The 17306-nt window shown below is 75.1% G+C and carries 15 protein-coding genes; 4 read left to right on the top strand and 11 right to left on the bottom strand.

What is annotated here, in order from left to right; all coding sequences use genetic code 11:
* Nucleotides 1-2283: 2283 nt before the first annotated feature.
* Complete coding sequence (locus ACN27D_RS27325; RefSeq protein WP_358172827.1) at nt 2284-3774, bottom strand: replication-associated recombination protein A; 1491 nt, start codon at nt 3772-3774, stop codon at nt 2284-2286.
* 74 nt (nt 3775-3848) lie between these two features.
* Nucleotides 3849-4061, bottom strand: coding sequence for a hypothetical protein (locus ACN27D_RS27320; protein WP_013285485.1), 213 nt, complete (start codon nt 4059-4061; stop codon nt 3849-3851).
* A gap of 132 nt (nt 4062-4193) precedes the next feature.
* Here ACN27D_RS27320 and ACN27D_RS27315 point away from each other — a divergent pair, with 132 nt between their 5' ends.
* The gene (locus tag ACN27D_RS27315; protein ID WP_421500337.1) at nt 4194-4934 is read left to right on the top strand and encodes a GNAT family N-acetyltransferase; all 741 of its coding nucleotides are present in this window, start codon (nt 4194-4196) and stop codon (nt 4932-4934) included.
* Between the two features lie 95 nt (nt 4935-5029).
* Here the strand turns inward: ACN27D_RS27315 and ACN27D_RS27310 are convergent, their stop codons facing one another.
* From ACN27D_RS27310 to aspS, 4 genes are all read right to left on the bottom strand, one after another.
* Nucleotides 5030-6382, bottom strand: coding sequence for an MFS transporter (locus ACN27D_RS27310; protein WP_421500336.1), 1353 nt, complete (start codon nt 6380-6382; stop codon nt 5030-5032).
* Nucleotides 6379-6993, bottom strand: a complete 615-nt coding sequence (locus tag ACN27D_RS27305; protein ID WP_421500335.1) for a winged helix-turn-helix domain-containing protein — start codon at nt 6991-6993, stop codon at nt 6379-6381. The genes ACN27D_RS27310 and ACN27D_RS27305 overlap by 4 nt, the downstream gene beginning before the upstream one ends.
* Nucleotides 6994-7054: 61 nt before the next feature.
* Nucleotides 7055-7864, bottom strand: coding sequence for an SDR family oxidoreductase (locus ACN27D_RS27300; RefSeq protein ID WP_421500334.1), 810 nt, complete (start codon nt 7862-7864; stop codon nt 7055-7057).
* Between the two features lie 64 nt (nt 7865-7928).
* Entirely contained in the window at nt 7929-9734 is a 1806-nt protein-coding gene (gene aspS / locus ACN27D_RS27295) for an aspartate--tRNA ligase (protein ID WP_421501202.1), read from the bottom strand.
* Nucleotides 9735-9885: 151 nt separating this feature from the next.
* Between aspS and ACN27D_RS27290 the strand changes: the two genes are divergently transcribed.
* Complete coding sequence (locus ACN27D_RS27290; protein ID WP_083816938.1) at nt 9886-10584, top strand: DUF998 domain-containing protein; 699 nt, start codon at nt 9886-9888, stop codon at nt 10582-10584.
* 59 nt (nt 10585-10643) lie between these two features.
* Here ACN27D_RS27290 and ACN27D_RS27285 read toward each other — a convergent pair whose 3' ends face one another.
* Nucleotides 10644-11693, bottom strand: a complete 1050-nt coding sequence (locus tag ACN27D_RS27285) for a S1 family peptidase (RefSeq protein WP_120570529.1) — start codon at nt 11691-11693, stop codon at nt 10644-10646.
* 201 nt (nt 11694-11894) lie between these two features.
* A complete protein-coding gene (locus tag ACN27D_RS27280) occupies nt 11895-12371 on the bottom strand; it encodes a winged helix-turn-helix transcriptional regulator (protein ID WP_121686406.1) in 477 nt (158 codons plus the stop codon).
* 56 nt (nt 12372-12427) lie between these two features.
* Here ACN27D_RS27280 and ACN27D_RS27275 point away from each other — a divergent pair, with 56 nt between their 5' ends.
* Nucleotides 12428-12928, top strand: coding sequence for a PaaI family thioesterase (locus tag ACN27D_RS27275; RefSeq protein ID WP_350815990.1), 501 nt, complete (start codon nt 12428-12430; stop codon nt 12926-12928).
* 114 nt (nt 12929-13042) lie between these two features.
* Here the strand turns inward: ACN27D_RS27275 and ACN27D_RS27270 are convergent, their stop codons facing one another.
* Genes ACN27D_RS27270 through ACN27D_RS27260 form a run of 3 tightly spaced genes read right to left on the bottom strand, consistent with a single transcriptional unit; the run spans nt 13043 to nt 16133 of the window.
* Entirely contained in the window at nt 13043-13981 is a 939-nt protein-coding gene (locus ACN27D_RS27270; RefSeq protein ID WP_120570531.1) for an acyl-ACP desaturase, read from the bottom strand.
* 51 nt (nt 13982-14032) lie between these two features.
* Nucleotides 14033-15373, bottom strand: a complete 1341-nt coding sequence (gene hisS / locus ACN27D_RS27265) for a histidine--tRNA ligase (RefSeq protein WP_421500333.1) — start codon at nt 15371-15373, stop codon at nt 14033-14035.
* 40 nt (nt 15374-15413) lie between these two features.
* Nucleotides 15414-16133 carry an MBL fold metallo-hydrolase gene (locus tag ACN27D_RS27260; RefSeq protein ID WP_421500332.1) on the bottom strand — a complete coding sequence of 240 codons (720 nt, stop codon included), beginning with the start codon at nt 16131-16133 and terminating at the stop codon, nt 15414-15416.
* Between the two features lie 236 nt (nt 16134-16369).
* On the opposite strand from ACN27D_RS27260, the gene ACN27D_RS27255 reads away from it, so the two are divergent.
* Nucleotides 16370-17239, top strand: coding sequence for a peptidylprolyl isomerase (locus tag ACN27D_RS27255; RefSeq protein WP_120570534.1), 870 nt, complete (start codon nt 16370-16372; stop codon nt 17237-17239).
* The last annotated feature ends 67 nt before the right edge of the window (nt 17240-17306 follow it).

Here is a 17306-nt window from a genome sequence, read left to right as displayed (position 1 = left end):
GTCCGGGGCGCGGGGACGGCGTACCCGGCTCGGGACGCACCGGCGGAACCGCGACGCCGGCCCGGCCGGCGGGCCCACCGGGACGACCGGACGGCTCCTCGGCCGGAGGTCCGGCCGGGCGGCGGGTGACCGGCATGGCCGGGTCGGTGTGCGGCGTGCGACCGGCCTGCCGCAGCCAGTCCGCGGGCCGGTCGGGCCGTTGCGGCCGCGGCTCACCGGCCTCGTCACGCGCGGCGCGGCGACCGGGCGTCTCGACGCCGGCGCCGGGACCGACCGGCTCGTCGGGAGCGGCCCGGCGGCCACCGGCGGCATCGGGCGCGGCCCGGCGGCCGCCGGGTACGTCGGGGGCGGCACCGCGGCCGGCGGGCGTGCCTCGGCGGCCGGCGGGCGAGGTCGGGCCGGTCGCCGGACTGCCGGACACGGGCGCGCCCGGCAGGTCCGGCGCGTTTCCGCTGCGCGGGACGACCGGGGGGCGTTCCGGGGCGGCCCGGCGGCCGGTGCCCGGCGTGGGCACGGCTGCGGATTCGCCGCCGGGCGCGGACACGTGGTGCCCGCCGGTGGGCTCGTCGTGCCGGGCGCGTCGCCCGCCGCCGGAGACCGGGGCGGCGTCCGGTACGGCCCGTCCGGCCGGCCCGCCGGGTACGGCACCTTCCGGCGCGGCGCGACGGCCCGCACCGGAGACGGGGCGGGTGCCGGGCGGTACGTCGTCGGCACGGGCCCGCCGGCCCGCACCGGACACCGGCCGGGTGCCGGGCGGAACGTCGTCGGGACGGGCCCGGCGGCCCGCACCGGACACCGGCTGGGTGCCGGGTGCCACGTCGTCGGGGCGCGCCCGGCGTGCTCCACCGGGGAGCGGCTGGACGGCGTCGGTGTCCTCGGCGCGGGCCCGGCGGGCACCACCGGAGACCGGCTGGATGCCGGCGGTGTCGTCCGCCCGGGCGCGTCGGCCGACGGGCGGCGACGCGATCGTCGGATCGGCCTGGTGCGGGACCTCGGGTCCGGATCCGTGCCGGCCGCGCGGCGTCGGCGGTACCCGGGTGTCACCGTCGACAGGCGGCCGACCCGGGTCGGCGGGTGCCCGGCCGGGCGTCGGTGGAGCGGGCGGGACCCGGGTGCCGGCCACGGGTGACTGCTGGCCGGTGGGTCCGTCCACGCGGCGGCGGTACGGCGCGTCCGCGGGACGGGGTGCCTCGGGCACGCCGGGCCACGGACCGTCGACGGGGCGGTGCGGGGCGCCGGCTTCGGGGCCGCCGGGCCACGGGCCGTCGCCGGCCCGGCGCGGGGCACCGGTCTCGGGACCGCCGGGGCGCACCGGCGGCGCGGCCGGACCGGGCGTGTCGGGGCGGCGCATGACCGGCGGACGCGGACCGGGCCGGCCACCACCGGGCGGCGTCTCCGGGCCGGGACGGCCACCGCCGGAGGGCGCGTCCACGACCGGCGGGCGGACCCCCGGCGGCGTGTCCGCGGGCGGGCGCCCGGGAGCCGGAGGCATGTCCACGCCGGGCCGGCCGGACGGCGGGGCGGTGTCCACCCGGGACCGTCCGGCAGGCGGAGGCGTGTCGACGCCCGGTCGGCCGGGAGCCGGGGGCAGGTCGGTACCGGGTCGTCCGGTGACCGGCCCGCCGGGACGCCCGGCGGCCGGGGGCGCGGCCGGGCCGGGACGGCCGGTCACGGGCGGCATCGTCGGGTCGGTGCGGCCGGCCGGAGCGGGCCCGCCCGGATGGGGCCGGCCGGGAGCCTGCGGCGCGGCGGCCGACGGCGGAACCGGTCGGCCGGGAGCCTGCGGCGCGGCGGCCGACGGCGGAACGGGCCGGCCGGGAGCCTGGGGCGTGGCAGCCGAGGGCGGAACGGACCGGCCGGGAGCCGGGGGTGCACCTGCCGACGGAGTGCCGGGCCGGCCGGCGGGTGACGGCGGTGGAACCGGCTGGCCGGTCGAGGGCGGCTGGGTGCCCGGTGCCGGGGGCCGCGGAGCCTGCCGGCCGGCGGGCGGCACACCGGGGCCCGGAGCCGGCGCGGCGGCCGGGCGGGGTGGCCGGGCCGGCTCGCCGTCCGGCCAGGACGGGTCGGCGCCGGGGCGCGGCGCGGGGACGCCCCCGTCCGGTCCGAGTTCACCGCCCTGCTGCTTGGCGGTACGCAGGTCGTCGATCCAGCCGAGTTCCTCGCCGACGACTGTCGGGTCCAGCTCGGGCTCGGCCCGGCCCCGTCCCCACCGGCGGCCCTTGCCCCGCGGGTCGCGCCGCTCGTCGGGGCCGTCCGCCGGCCGCTCCGGACCACGCGCCATCACTACTGACCCCCCTCGGCGGCGTCGCTGCCGCCCTCACTCGCCCCGCTGGCCTGCTCGCCGCCCCCCACCCGGGCCCCGTTCGCGGCGGCCGGGGCGCCGGCCTCCGCCCGGGTCGCCGGAGCCGGCAGCCCGCGCACGATCCGGCGCAGCAGCGGCAGCCGGGTGGCCACCGCCCGCTCCGCGCCGTGCCCGCTGGGCTGGTAGTAGTCGGTTCCGACGAGGTCGTCCGGAGCGTACTGCTGGGTGACCACCCCCCGGTGGTCGTCGTGCGGGTAGCGGTAGCCGGCGCCGTGACCGAGGCCCCGCGCCCCGGAGTAGTGGGCGTCGCGCAGACCGCGCGGCACCGCGCCGCCCCGACCCGCGCGTACGTCGGCGACGGCAGCGCCGATCGCCGTGGTGGCCGAGTTCGACTTCGGCGCGGTGGCCAGGTGGATGACCGCCTGGGCCAGGTTGAGCTGTGCCTCCGGCAGGCCCACGTACTCGACCGCGTGGGCGGCCGCGGTGGCCACTGTCAGCGCGGTGGGATCGGCCATGCCGACGTCCTCACTGGCGAAGATCACCAGCCGGCGGGCGATGAACCGGGCGTCCTCGCCGGCCACCAGCATCCGGGCCAGCCAGTGCAGTGCCGCGTCCACGTCCGAGCCGCGCATGCTCTTGATGAACGCGCTCGTCACGTCGTAGTGGGCGTCGCCGTCCCGGTCGTAGCGCACCGCCGCCACGTCGACCGCCTGCTCGGCCACGGCCAGGTCGATCCGGCCGGTGCCCAGCGCGGTCGCGGTGGCCGCCGCGGCCTCCAGCGCGGTGAGCGCCTTGCGCACGTCGCCCCCGGCGAGCCGGACCAGGTGGTCCTCCGCCTCCTGCGCCAGGGCCAGCGCGCCGCCGAGACCGCGTTCGTCGGCGACCGCGCGGCGCAGCAGCCCGCGTACGTCGTCGTCGTCCAGGGCCTGGAGGGTGAGCAGCACGCAGCGCGACAGCAGGGGCGAGATGACCGAGAAGTACGGGTTCTCCGTTGTCGCCGCCAGCAGCGTGACCGTCCGGTCCTCGACGGCGGCGAGGAGCGAGTCCTGCTGGGTCTTGCTGAACCGGTGCACCTCGTCGATGAACAGCACTGTGGGCGGGCCGCCGGACCGGCGTTGCCGCCGGGCGGTGTCGATCACGGCGCGCACGTCCTTCACGCCCGCGGTCAGTGCGGACATCGCCACGAACCGCCGGTCGGTGGCCCGGGCCACGAGGTGGGCGATGGTGGTCTTGCCGCTGCCCGGCGGACCCCAGAGGATCACCGACATCGGCGCCGCGCCCTCGACCAGCTGACGCAGCGGCGCTCCCGGCGCGAGCAGGTGCTCCTGCCCGACCAGCTCGTCGATGCCCGCCGGGCGCATCCGCACCGGCAGGGGCGAGTCCGCCCGGGTGTCGGTGAAGCCGTCGGCGCCGCCCGCGCCCGCGGGTGCGCCGGCCGGCTCGCCGAGGGTGAAGAGGGCGTCCGATTCCATCACGGGAACAGTACCGGGCCGGGCCGACGACGCCGGAATCGCGCCGCCGCCCCGGCCCGGGTGGTCTTTTCCGGTCAGCCGCGACCCGGCCGCCGGCCCCGGTACCACCGGCCGCCACCGCCGCCGCGCGGGCCGGAGCCGACGCCGGCCAGGTAGAGCGAGAGCAGCAGGAAGCCGATGAGCATGAGCGTCGTGGTGCTGAACAGATCGGGGGCGCCGAGGTCGGTGTTCATGAAGTCGAGCAGCAGCGCGAAACCGAACACGATGGCCGCGAGAATGGCGAGCATGTCGTTCCTCCGGTGGGGGTTCCCAGCAGGTCGGCGACGGATGTACCCAATCGGTCTGTTCGTCAATCTCCACCGTGGAACAGGAGGTGCCTCGGCCCTCGGTACCAGCAGGGATGCTCGTACGCTGGCGGAATGATCACGGTCGACGAGTCGCTGACGGAGCGGGAGGGGCTGCTGGCCGCGGCCCGCCGTCACCCGTTCGCCCGGCACGCGCTGCGGCGCGACGAGGCCGTACGCGGATGGCGGCACGGCGGCGCGGTGGGGTGGCTGCTCCCGCCGGGCGAGTGGTCGGCCGGCGGCGCGGTCGGCGCACCCGGCCCGGCACTCGACGTCTTCGCCGCCCACCGGGCGGACGGGACGCTGCGGGCCGGTCAGTCGATCAACCTTTCCCACGCCGATCCGGACGAGGTGGCCGCGCGGCTGCCGGTGGCCCGGCTCACCGAGTGGGACTTCCTCTGGACCACCGGCCCGCCGCCGCGGCAGCCGGAGCAGGAGCGGGTGGTACGCCTGACCGGGGCCGACCGTCCCGCGCTGGCCGCGCTGATCGAGGAGGCGTTCCCGAGCACCACCTCCCGGCCGGGCGATCCGGGCATCGTCGGCTGGTACGGCATCCGCGACGGTGACCGCCTGCTCGCCTGCGGCGCCGATCGCAGCCGGGGTGACATCGGCTTCCTGGCCGGGCTGACGGTCGCGCCCGGGCATCGCGGCCGGGGGCTGGGCGCGGCGCTGACCGCCGGGATGACGTGTGCCCTGTTCGACCGGTACGACGCCGTGGCGCTGGGCGTGTACCCGGACAACGTGGGCGCGATCCGGCTCTACCGCCGGCTCGGCTTCACCGCCGCCGAACGCCGCACGTCGATCCGGCTCGCCTGACGCAGCCTCCCACGCCGGGATCCTGGTACGGAACGGCCGTCACAGGGGCGCTCGCGTACCAGGATCTCGTCCGGTCCCGGCGGATCGCGCCGGGGTCAGTCCCGGCCGGCAGGGGCTGCGGCGGCGTCGAGGGACGGGCCGGCCGGCTCGGGCGCCAGGCCGGAGTGGCCGGGGCCGGCCGCCGCCTCCGGTTCCACTGTGACGTCCTGCGGGGTACGGCGGGCGGCGCGCCAGGCCGGCAGGTAGAGCGGCGCGGCCACGGCGAGCACCACCCCGCCGACGATCATGGCGACGCTGACGCTCGTGGCGTCGGCCAGCGCGGTCAGCGTGACCGCGCCGAGCGCGCCGGCCGGCTGGGCGGCCATCGAGTTCAGCGAGAGCACGCTGGTCCGGTACGGGCCGTCGACCTGCCGGTGCAGCAGGCCCATGTGCAGCGGGTTCGACGCGCCGTGCACGGCGTAGCAGGCCAGGTACGCGATGAGCACGCCGACCGGGCCGGCCAGCAGGCCCATGCCGACCACCGTCACGCCCTGGAGGATCCGCATCAGCGCGGCGGCCGGGGCGGCGCCGAGGCGGCGCAGCAGGAACGGGGTGAGCGCGGCGCCGGCGGCGTTCGCCAGCCAGGCCGCCGTGCCGGCGGGACCGAGCAGCGCCGCCGCCCGGTCGGCGCCACCGACCACGTCGGCGAGGCGTACCGGGAGCAGCGACTCGAAGGTGACCATGCCGAAGCCCCAGAACAGTTCGACGGCGACCAGGGCCAGCAGCACCCGGTTGCGGCGCAGCAGCCCGACGGCCTGCCCGACCATGCGGGGCGCGTCGACCACCGAGGCGCGCAGCGCGGCCGGGCCGGACGCGGGCCGCCGCTCGGCCATCAGCGCCAGCAGCGCCACGATGGAGACGGCCTGGAGCACGGCGGCGACGATCACCGGCAGCGCCAGCGCGCTGACCGGGCCGATCGGACCGAGCGCGACCAGGCCGCCGCTGAGCAGGGCGCCCGCGCCGATGGCGACACCGACCACGGTGCCGGCCCAGCCGAGGCCGCGCTCGTACTCGGCCTTCGGGTCGGCGGCGAGCGTGGCGTCGACGTACCAGGATTCCATCGGGCCGCTGTCGAGCGCCCGGTAGACGCCCTGCAACGCCCAGACCAGGAAGAACATCCAGAACGAGTCGGCCACCGCCATGAGCGCCAGCGAGCCGAGGCCGATGGCCCAGGCGGCGACCAGCACCGGCTTGCGGCCGAGCGCGTCGGCGAAGCCGCCGGTGGGCAGTTCCAGCGCCAGTACGACGAGGCCCTGCGCGGTGGCGACCAGGCCGATCTGGGACAGCGTGAGCCCGCGCTCCTGCATCAGCAGGATCATCACCGGCATGAGCAGGCCGGTGGGCAGCCAGCGCAGGCCGTACAGCGTGAGGTAGCGGAACCGGATCTGGCGTACGGACAGCGCGGTCACGGCGTCTCCTCGGCGGGCGGCGGGGTGGACCGCGGGTAGGCCGCGTCCATCGGCAGGGCGGCGAGGTAGAACTGCACCGTCTCGGCGTCGGGGTCGTCGGGGTCGGTGGCGTCGCGGTGCCGCTCGAAGACCGCGAAGACCTCCTCCTGGATCGCCTTGAGGCGGTCGACCGGGATCCGCATGAAGAAGTCGCCCATGCCGAAGCCGTCGCGCCAGTCCGCCGACCACCGGTGCCGCTGGGCGAACCAGCGTTCGGCGTGCTGGGCGAAGAAGCGGACGTAGTCCGCCTCGATCCACTCGATGGCCGCCCGCGCGTCGGGGTCGTCGTCGAAGTCGCTGGACTCCCAGTTGGTGACGTCGTGCGCGGCCCGCCAGTAGCGCTGGCGGCCGGTGCCGAGGCTCGGGTCCTCCACCACGAGGCCCACCTCGGCGAGCTGGCGCAGGTGGTAGCTGGTCGCACCGCTGTTGGTGCCGAGCGCCTCCGCGAGGGCGGTGGCGGTGGCCGGACCGCCCACGCGCAGCGCCCCGACCAGCCGCATGCGCAGCGGTTGGGCCAGGGCACGAACCTGGCGGTGGTCGATGCGTACGGTGCGCTCCTTCTTCTCCTCCATGGGATGCACAATATCTGTGCATACTTTCCATGCACAAGAGGATTGCAAAGAATCTGTGCAACTAGCCGTACAGCTCGGTGATCCCCCGCAGGCGGGTCCGCAGCAGCCCCGCGGCGCGGGTGGAGTCCAGCACCACCTCACCCGGGCGGTGCTGCCCGGCGGCGGCGATCGTGGTGGTGGGCAGCCCGCGCGCGTCCACCCCGTCGTGCCGGGCCACCAGCACGCCCAGCTCGGCGCGGCTCACCGCGTCCGGCCCGGCCACGTTGAGCAGCCCGGCGTAGTCGCCCGGCACCAGCTCCAGCACCGCGGCGGCGAGGTCGGCGACGTGCACCGGGCAGCGCAGCTCGTCGGTGAACAAGGTGGCCCGCCCGGCCAGCGCGTCCCGGCAGAGCTGGATCTGCTTGCTGCCCTCCCCCACGATCAGCGAGGTCCGCACCACCGCCGCGGCCGGATCCACCGCCCGTACGGCCGTCTCCGCCGCCGCCTTCGCCGCCCCGTACGGGTGCAGCGGCGTGGGCACGTCCTCGTCCGCGTACGGTGTGGGCCGCCCGGCGTGCAGCGCGTCGCTGGACAGGTGCACCAGCCGGGCGCGCACCTCGGCGGCGGCTACCGCGATGTGGGCCGCCCCGTCCGCCGTGACCGCCCAGTCGTCGTACCGGTAGGGGGTGGCGACGACGGCGTCGGGGCGTACCCGAATCAGCAGCTCACGCACGGCGGCGCGGTCGGTCACGTCGAGCCGGTGCGGCGCGACGCCGGGCACCGCGACGGCGGCGCGGTGGTACGTGCCGGTGACCCGGTGCCCGGCGGCGACCGCCTGCCGGCACACCTCGGCGCCGAGGAAGCCGCTGGCTCCCACCACGAGCAGACGCATGAGTCCCCCTGAAGATCGAAAAGGCCCGCGTCATCATGACGCGGGCCTTTCGACGAGGCGAGGATCAGGTGGGGTCGGCCACCGGGGCGGCCGGGCCGGCGGTGCCGGCGTGCGGGCCGGCCGGCGCCTTCGGCTTGGCGTCGATGCCGGCCTCGGCGCGCTGCTGCCCGGTGATCGGGGTGGGCGCGCCGGTCAGCGGGTCGAAGCCGCCCCGGGTCTTCGGGAACGCGATCACCTCGCGGATCGAGTCCGCGCCGGCCAGCAGCATGCAGACCCGGTCCCAGCCGAACGCGATGCCGCCGTGCGGCGGAGCGCCGTACTTGAACGCCTCCAGCAGGAAGCCGAACTTGTCCTGCGCCTCGTCGGCGGTGATGCCGAGCAGGTCGAACACCCGCTGCTGCACGTCGCCCCGGTGGATACGGATGGAGCCGCCGCCGATCTCGTTGCCGTTGCAGACGATGTCGTACGCGTAGGCCAGCGCCCGGTCCGGTGCCTCCTCGAACCGGTCCACCCACTCGGCGTTCGGCGAGGTGAAGGGGTGGTGCACGGCGGTCCAGCCGCCCTCGTCCGTGCGTTCGAACATGGGCGCGTCCACGACCCAGCAGAACGCCCAGGCGTTCTCGTCGATCAGGTTCGACCGCTTGGCGATCTCGATCCGGGCGGCGCCGAGCAGCTCCTGCGCCTCGCGGGTGTTCGTGCTCGCGGCGAAGAAGATCGCGTCGCCGGGCTTCGCGCCGACCGCGTCGGCCAGGCCGGACAGGTGCGCCTCGGACAGGTTCTTCGCCACCGGGCCGCGCGGCTCGCCGGTCTCGGCGTCCAGCACCACGTATGCCAGGCCGCGCGCGCCGCGCGCCTTGGCCCAGTCCTGCCAGCCGTCCAGCTCCTTGCGGGTCTGCGAGGCGCCGCCGGGCATGACCACCGCGCCGACGTAGCCGCCCGCGTCGATCGCGCCGGCGAACACCCGGAACTCGGTGCCGCGCAGGTAGTCGGTCAGCTCGGTCAGCTCCACGCCGTAGCGCAGGTCCGGCTTGTCCGAGCCGTACCGGGACATGGCGTCGTGCCAGGTGATGCGCGGGATCGGCCGGGAGATCTCGTAGCCGGCGAGGTCCTTCCACAACGCCGAGACGATCGCCTCGCCCAGGTCGATCACGTCGTCCTCGGTGACGAACGACATCTCGATGTCGAGCTGGGTGAACTCCGGCTGCCGGTCGGCGCGGAAGTCCTCGTCGCGGTAGCAGCGGGCGATCTGGTAGTACCGCTCCATGCCGCCGACCATGAGCAGCTGCTTGAACAGCTGCGGCGACTGCGGCAACGCGTACCAGCTACCGGGCTGCAGGCGCACCGGCACCAGGAAGTCGCGGGCACCCTCCGGGGTGGAGCGGGTCAGCGTCGGCGTCTCGATCTCCAGGAAGTCCCGCTCGTGCAGCACGCCGCGGGCGATCTGGTTGGCCCGCGAGCGCAGCCGCATGGCCTTGGCCGGGCCGCCCCGGCGCAGGTCCAGGTAGCGGTACTTGAGCCGGATGTCGTCGCCGGCCTCGATCTGGTCGTCCACCGGCAGCGGCAGCGGCGCGGCCTCGGAGAGCACCTCCAGCGCGGTCGCTGTCACCTCGACCTCGCCGGTGGGCAGGTCCGGGTTCTCGTTGCCCTCCGGGCGGCGGGTCACCTCGCCGGTGACCTTGACGCAGAACTCGTTGCGCAGCGCGTGCGCGTCCTCCTCGCGGAAGACCACCTGCACGACGCCGGAGGCGTCACGCAGGTCGACGAAGATGACACCGCCGTGGTCGCGCCGGCGGGCCACCCACCCGGCGAGCGTCACCGTCGAGCCGGCGTCCGCGGCGCGCAGGCTTCCGGCATTGTGGGTACGGATCACGGCTGGCGTCTCCTCAATCTGGTCCACTCACTGCTCCCCCGCATTCTGTCAGGACGGGCGGGCCCGCTCCCCGGCACCCGTCGAGCCGGGCCGCCCCGGGTGCTTGGCCAAAGCGCCGTGCGGGCCGGGTCCGGCGGTCTACCGTGGCCGGGTGCGTGCCGTACCGACCTGGGCCGTGGCCACCGCGGCCGCCGCGCCCGCGCTGCTGGTGGCGGGCTGGACGGTGGCGGGCGCCCGCCAGGGGCCGGGGTACGACCCGGTGCGGGACACGATCAGCGAACTGGCCGGCGAGGGCGCGACCGATCCGTGGCTGATGGGCGGCGCGCTCGTGCTGCTCGGCTGCTGCTACTGCGCCACCGCCGCCGCGCTGCACGCCGCCGGGCTGCCCAGCCGCTTCCTGCTCGCGGTCGGCGGGGTGGCCACCGTCGCGCTCATCGCGTTCCCCCGGCCGCAGGTGGGCGGCTCCCCGGCGCACGGGGTGGTGGCCACCGTGGCGGTGCTCGCGCTGGCGCTGTGGCCGGCCGGCACGGCGCTGCGCCTGCCCCGCAGGGTGCCGCGTGCGGTGGCCGCCTCCCCGGCGGGCCGGCCGCCGTGGGCGTTCCGCCGGCCGGTGGCGCTGGCCGTCACGGCGGTGCTGCTGGCGTTGTTCGGCTGGTCGGTGGCCGAGGTGACGGGCGGCTCCCGGACCGGGCTGGCCGAGCGGGTGGCCGCGCTCGCGGTGACGCTCTGGCCGCTGGCCGCGGTGCTGTCCGCCCGGCGGGCCCACCGGCACTGGACGGCCCGGCCGTCGGAGCCGCCCCGGCCGGACGGCCCGCCGGTCGGTCCGGGCCGCCTCGGGGCGGGCGCCTGAGACGGGTACGCGGAACGGGCCGCCGGTCACCCGGCGGCCCGTTCGTGGAAGTGCGTGGATCAGAAGACGCTCACGCCGTAGCGGCTGAGGGCCTCGGTGACCGGCTGGAAGTAGGTGGTGCCACCGGTGCGGCAGTTGCCGCTACCACCGGAGGTGAGACCGAGCGCGACGGTGCCGGCGAACAGCGAGCCGCCGCTGTCGCCCGGCTCGGCGCAGACGTTGGTGCGGATGAGGCCGGAGACGCTGCCCTCGGCGTAGTTCACGGTCGCGTTGAGCGCGCTGACGCTGCCGCTGCGCAGGCCGGTGGTGCTGCCGGAACGGCGGACGGACTGGCCGACGTACGCGTTGCCGGCCGAGGTGATGTCCTGGAAGCTGCCGTTGTAGAGCGAGACGTTGCCGGCCGCGTTGGCCGAGTTGTTGTGCCGGACGATGCCGTAGTCGTTACCCGGGAAGCTGGTGCCGGTCCGGGTGCCGAGCAGGCTGGTCTGCGCGGAGTTGCTGTACCAGCTCGACGAGATGTTGGTGCAGTGGCCCGCGGTGAGGAAGTAGTAGGTCGAGCCGCTGCGGACGTTGAACCCGAGCGAGCAGCGACCCCCGCCGCCGGCGTAGATCGCCTGGCCGCCGGAGATCCGGGTGCTCAGCACGCCGGCCTCGGCCTCGATGCGGATCGCGCCGTTGTGACGGGCGGCGGCGGCCTTGACCCGCTCCAGCTTGGCGCCGGTGACGGTGCTGTCGACGGAGACGACGACCTGGTTCGTGGCCGGGTCGGTCCACCAGGCGGTGCCGGGGATCTTGGCGGAGCGCTCCAGCTCGCTGGTGGCGGCGTTGAGCTTGTCCGCGCCGCGCGCCACGATCTTCGGGATGGCGCCGGCGTCGCGCACCTGGCGGGCGGTGGCGGTGTCGGTCACCGTGACGACCATCTTGCCGCTGGCGTCGGCGTACGTGCCGGCCGCGCGGGCGCCGAGCTTCTCGACGAGGGTGGCGGCGGCGTCCGGCGAGAGGGCCGTGGGGGCGGCCTGCGCGGGGGCGCCGAGCAGCGAGCCGGTGACCAGGGTGCCGGCGACGGCGACTGCGGCGGCGCGGCGGAGCGTGGACCTCGTGGGTCGCATGTAACAACCTCCGAATGGGGGTGAACGGGCGCTGTCATGGGGGCGCGCCCGAGGACAACCCGGGCGACCTGGGGAAACCGCCCGGGTGCCCAAAGTATTCACACATTTAAGATCGTAAGCAAGACATGGCTTTGCCCGGATTCGCACCAGCGCCCGGTGTAACGCCGAAGCAACAACATCGACATCATCTGTCAGAGCGGGTCAGGGTGCGCGGCGGCGGGCGCCCGGGCCCGGGCGGGGCAGCACGTCGCGCGCCTCGGTGATCTCGTGCCCCCCGGCGCACCGCAACGCGACCCGGACCTCGGCGCCGCAGTCGCGGTGCGCGACGCTCAGCGGCGAGCCCTCCGGGTCGGCCAGGTAGCGGTCACCCCACCCGAGCACCGCGACGAGCACCGGCCACAGGTCCAGCCCCATCTCGGTGAGCCGGTACTCGTGGCGCGGCCGGCTGCCCGGCTCGCGGTACGGCTCCCGGCGCAGCACGCCGCGCTCGACGAGCATGGCGAGCCGGTTGGTCAGCACCTGGCGCGGGATGCCGGTACGCACCCGCATGTCGTCGAACCGGCGTACGCCGTTGAAGACCTCGCGCAGCACGACGAGGGTCCACCGCTCGCCGAGGACCTCCATGGCGCGCGCGATGGTGCAGTTCTCCACCGACCAGTCCAGTGCCGCGGGTCTCATGCCGACCAGGCTAGGTCTGATTGACAGACTCAGCAACGCGCTGCGAGGCTGAGTCCATGACGCAGACGCAGGAGCGCACCCGTACGTTCACCTGGTCCGACCCGGCGGCCGGCGCCGCACACCTGGGCCGGCGCAGCGGCCTGGAACTGATGCAGGCGATGATCGCCGGGGAGCTGGCCGCGCCGCCGATCATGCACCTCGTCGACATGTCCCGGATGGAGGCCGAGGAGGGGCGCGTGGCGGTCGAGCTGCTGCCGCAGGAGTTCCACTACAACCCGCTCGGCACCGTGCACGGCGGCGTCCTCTCCACGCTGCTGGACACCGCCGCGGCGTGCGCCGTGCACACCACGCTGCCGGCCGGCGTCGGCTACACGTCGCTGGACCTCAACGTGAAGTTCCTGCGCCCGGTGACAGTCGACACCGGCCTGCTGCGCTGCGAGGGCACGGTGCTCCAGCGGGGCCGCCGTACCGCCCTGGCCGAGGCCCGCCTCACGGACCCCGCCAACCGCCTGGTAGCCCACGCCACCTCGACCTGCCTCATCTTCCCCCTCCCCTGACCCCCTCCCTGATCCCGCGCGATCTTGCAGTTGCGGCCCCCGCAGCGCCGGTTTCGCGGCATTCGCGGGGGCCGTAAGTGCAAGATCGCGCGGGCGAGCGGGAGGGGCGGGGGGTCAGGCGGTGCGGGCGGAGACGCGGGCGGCTCGGGCGGCTCGGCGCTCCTCGAAGCGGGACGCCTGGGTCTCCAGGGTGTCCAGGTGGGCGGCGATCTGGTCGCGGGCGGCCTCGCCGTCGGCGTTCAGGCCGGTCACGTCGAACAGGTTCCACTGGCGCAGCACCGGCATCACCACCTCGTCGCGGTGCTGGCGCAGGTCGTAGATCCCGGCCAGCGCGATCGCCACCGACTTGCGGGCGAAGCCGTCGATGCCGACACCCGGCATCTGGAAGTTGGCGAGCACGTCGGCTACGGCACGCATCGCCTGCGACGGGGCCAGCTCGAACGCCGCGCCGAGCAGGTTGCGGTAGAAGACCATGTGCAGGTTCTCGTCCGCGGCGACCCGGGCCAGCAGCGCCTCGCACATCGGGTCGCCGGTGGCCCGGCCCGTGTTGCGGTGCGAGATGCGGGTGGCCAGCTCCTGGAACGACACGTACGCCAGCGAGTGCAGCATCTCCTGGTCGTGCACGTTCTGGTAACCGGCCGACATGTGCACCATGCGGGCCCGCTCCAGCGCCACCGGGTCCACCGCCCGCGTCACAGTGAGGTAGTCGCGGATCGCCGTGCCGTGCCGCCCCTCCTCCGCCGTCCACCGGTGGACCCAGGTGCCCCACGCGCCGTCGCGCCCGAACAGGGTGGCGATCTCGTGGTGGTACGACGGCAGGTTGTCCTCGGTGAGCAGGTTGACGATCAGCGCGGTCCGGGCCACCTCGGGCAGCGTCGAGTCCTCCGGCGACCACGCCTCGCCGCCCAGCGGGCCGTCGAAGGTGCGGCCCTCGCTCCACGGCACGTACTCGTGCGGGAACCACTCCTTGGCCAGCGACAGGTGGCGGTCGAGGTTCTTCTCGACCACCGGCTCGAGTTCGGTGAGCAGAGCGGTCTGGCTGAGCACGGTCACGACGTTCTCCCTACGGTGGCGTAACTTACGCCACCGTAGGTCGAAACGTCTTCAGACGCCAGTGCCCGCCGGGCCGACCAGCGGCTTCAGGTCCGCCCGGGGTGGCGTCCACTCCCCCGCAGCGGCCGGCACCTGCTCGCCGGAACGGATGTCCTTGACCTCGTCGCCGTCCGCGCCGGGGAACCAGACGTACGGGATGCCGCGCCGCTCGGCGTACCGGATCTGCTTGCCGAACTTGGCCGCCGACGGGGACACCTCGGTGGGCACACCCCGCGACCGCAGCGCCGCCGCGACCGCGTCGCTGGCCGCCCGGTCCTCCTCGACGGTCACGGCCACCAGCACGCAGGTCGGCACCGAACGGGACACCGACAGCGCCTCCGCGCCGAACAACAGGCCGAGCAGCCGGGTCACGCCGATCGAGATGCCCACGCCGGGGAACCGGACGTTGCCGGAGCTGGCCAGGTTGTCGTACCGGCCGCCGGAGCAGATCGAGCCGAACCGCTCGTAGCCGATCATCTGCGTCTCGTAGACCGTACCCGTGTAGTAGTCCAGGCCCCGCGCGATGCGCAGGTCGGCCACGCAGAGGCCGGGCGCGTGCGCGGCGGCGGTCTCCACCACGGCGGTCAGCTCCGCGACGCCCTCGTCCAGCAGCGGGTCGCTCACCCCGAGGCCGCGCACCGCGTCGGCGAAGGAGGCGTCCGGCGCGGAGATCTCGGCCAGCGACAGCACGGCCTTGGCCTGCGCCTCGCTCGCCCCGGCGGTGCTCGCCAGCAGTTCCGTCACCCCGGCCGGGCCGATCTTGTCGAGCTTGTCGACGGCGCGCAGCGCCGCCTCCGTGTCGGTCAGCCCGACGCCCCGGTAGAACCCCTCGCAGATCTTGCGGTTGTTGACCTGGATACGCACCGGCGGGATCGGCAGCGACCGCAGCGCGTCACCGATGACCAGCGGCATCTCGGCCTCGTAGTGGGCCGGCAGGGTGTCCCGGTCGACGATGTCGATGTCGGCCTGGAGGAACTCCCGATAGCGGCCCTCCTGCGGGCGCTCACCCCGCCACACCTTCTGGATCTGGTAGCGGCGGAACGGGAACTGGAGCTTGCCGGCGTTCTCCAGCACGTAGCGGGCGAACGGCACGGTCAGGTCGAAGTGCAGGCCGAGCGCGTCGTCACCGGCCGGACCGTCGGTGTCGGCCTGCAACCGGCGCAGCAGGTAGACCTCCTTGGAGGTCTCCCCCTTGCGCAGGAGCTGGTCCAACGGCTCGACCGAACGGGTCTCCAGCGGGGCGAAGCCGTACAGCTCGAACGTGGCGCGGATCCGGTCGAGCACGAACTGCTCGATCATCCGCTGCGCCGGCGTCCACTCGGGGAAGCCGGAAATGGGCGTGGGCTTGCTCATCACGAACTCCTTGAGAACCCGCGCGGGCGCGGGTGAGGGTCTAGAGGCCTCGGGTGGGCGCGGCCGGGCGCGCGCCGCCGGTGCCCGCCACCTCGACGAGGTACGGGTTGGTCGCGCGCTCGCGGCCGATCGTGGTCGCGGGGCCGTGGCCGGGCAGGACGACCGTGTCGTCGGCCAGCGGGAGCACCTTCTCCCGCAGGCTGGACAGCATCCGGGGCATGCTGCCGCCCGGCAGGTCGGTGCGGCCGATCGAGCCGGCGAACAGCACGTCACCGGAGAGGCAGATCTGCTCCGCCTCCCAGGGCGAGCCGGCGCCGGGCAACCGGAAAAGCACCGACCCGCCGGTATGGCCGGGGGCGTGGTCGACGGTGATCTCCAACCCGGCCAGCGACAGCGTCGCGTCGTCGGTCAGCTCGGCCACGTCGTCCGGCTCGGCGTACGGCAGCCGGCCGCCGAACAGCTGGGTCAGGTCCATCGACAGCGCCTTGCTCGGGTCGGCCAGCAGCTCCCGGTCGTCCGGGTGGACGTAGGCGGGGATGCCCCGCGCGCCGCAGACCGGGGCGACGGAGAAGGTGTGGTCCAGGTGGCCGTGGGTGAGCAGCACGGCGGCCGGGTGCAGGCGGTGCTCGGCGAGCACGGCGTCGAGCCGGTCGAGCACCCCGATGCCGGGGTCGACCACCACGCACTGCTCCCCCGGCCCGGTCGCCACCACATAGCAGTTGGTGCCGAAGGCGTCCGCGGGAAAGCCGGCCACGAGCACGTCGCTCCCCTTTCCGTCCGGTCGTCGTCTGCCTGCAGCCTAGTCGCAGCGGCGAACGGATTCCGTCCGCCACCGGCCCCGTCCGCCCCGGCCGGGCTGAGATGACCGGACCTCGTACACCACTTTCACAGTCGCTACCCGTACACTCTGGCGGGCGTGTGGCGTGGCGCACCCCGATCGGAACGGCGGACGGCGCCCGGCGCCGGCGGCGATCAGGCAGAGGAAGGGGAGCGCACGTGGCTTCCAGCAGGGACCGGCAGCGCAAACTGGCGCGCGCCAAGCTCGACCGGCAGCTCGCCCGGCGGGCGGCGGTCGCGAAGCGCCGCCGGCAGATCCGGGCCGGTGTGGGTGCCGCGGTGGTGCTCGTGCTGATCGTGGCCGGCTCGGCCTGGGCACTCGGCGCGTTCGACTCCGAGCCGGAGAAGAAGGCCGCCGAGGACGTCTGCCTCTGGACCGCGGAGGACGGTGCCGTCAACACCAACCTCAAGGACGTCGGCCAGCCGCCCACCACGGGCCTGCCGACCTCGGGCACCCGCCCGATGACGATCACCACCAACCAGGGTGGGCCGATCACCGTCGAGCTGGACCAGACCGACGCGCCGTGCGGCGCGGCGAGCCTGAGCTACCTGGCCGGCCGGTCGTTCTTCGACAACACCACCTGCCACGAGATCACCGCCGAGGGTGCGCTGCGCTGCGGTGACCCGACCGGCACCGGGCTCGGCGGCCCGACCTACTCGTTCTACGACGAGAACGTCCCGGCCGCGGCGGAGCCCAGCCCGTCGGCCTCGCCGGCGCCCGGGCAGGCCCCGACGTACCCGAAGGGCACGGTCGCCATGATCGGCAACCCGCCCGGCAGCAACAGCAGCCAGTTCCTGATCTTCTTCAAGGACGCCAGCCCGGCCAAGCCGGCCTACTCGGTGGTCGGCAAGGTCACCGGCGGGCTCGACGTGGTGGAGAAGATCGGCGCCATGCCGACGGTGGACAATGGCAACGGCGCCAAGGTCAAGCCGAAGACGCAGGTGCTGGTCCAGAGCGTCACAGTCGGCGAGCCCGGCGCGGCGCCGGCCGAAAGCCCCGCGCCCTCGCCCAGCGCCAGCGCGGGCTGACCCGACAACCCGATCCGGCGGCCCGCCGCCGGTGACCCACACGTGACCCGGCGGCGCGCGCGCCGAC

This window comes from Micromonospora sp. WMMD1274 (genome assembly GCF_049179035.1).
GTDB lineage: Bacteria > Actinomycetota > Actinomycetes > Mycobacteriales > Micromonosporaceae > Micromonospora > Micromonospora tulbaghiae.
Note: the sequence above shows the minus strand (reverse complement) of the source record. Positions and strands in the feature narration are given on the sequence as shown.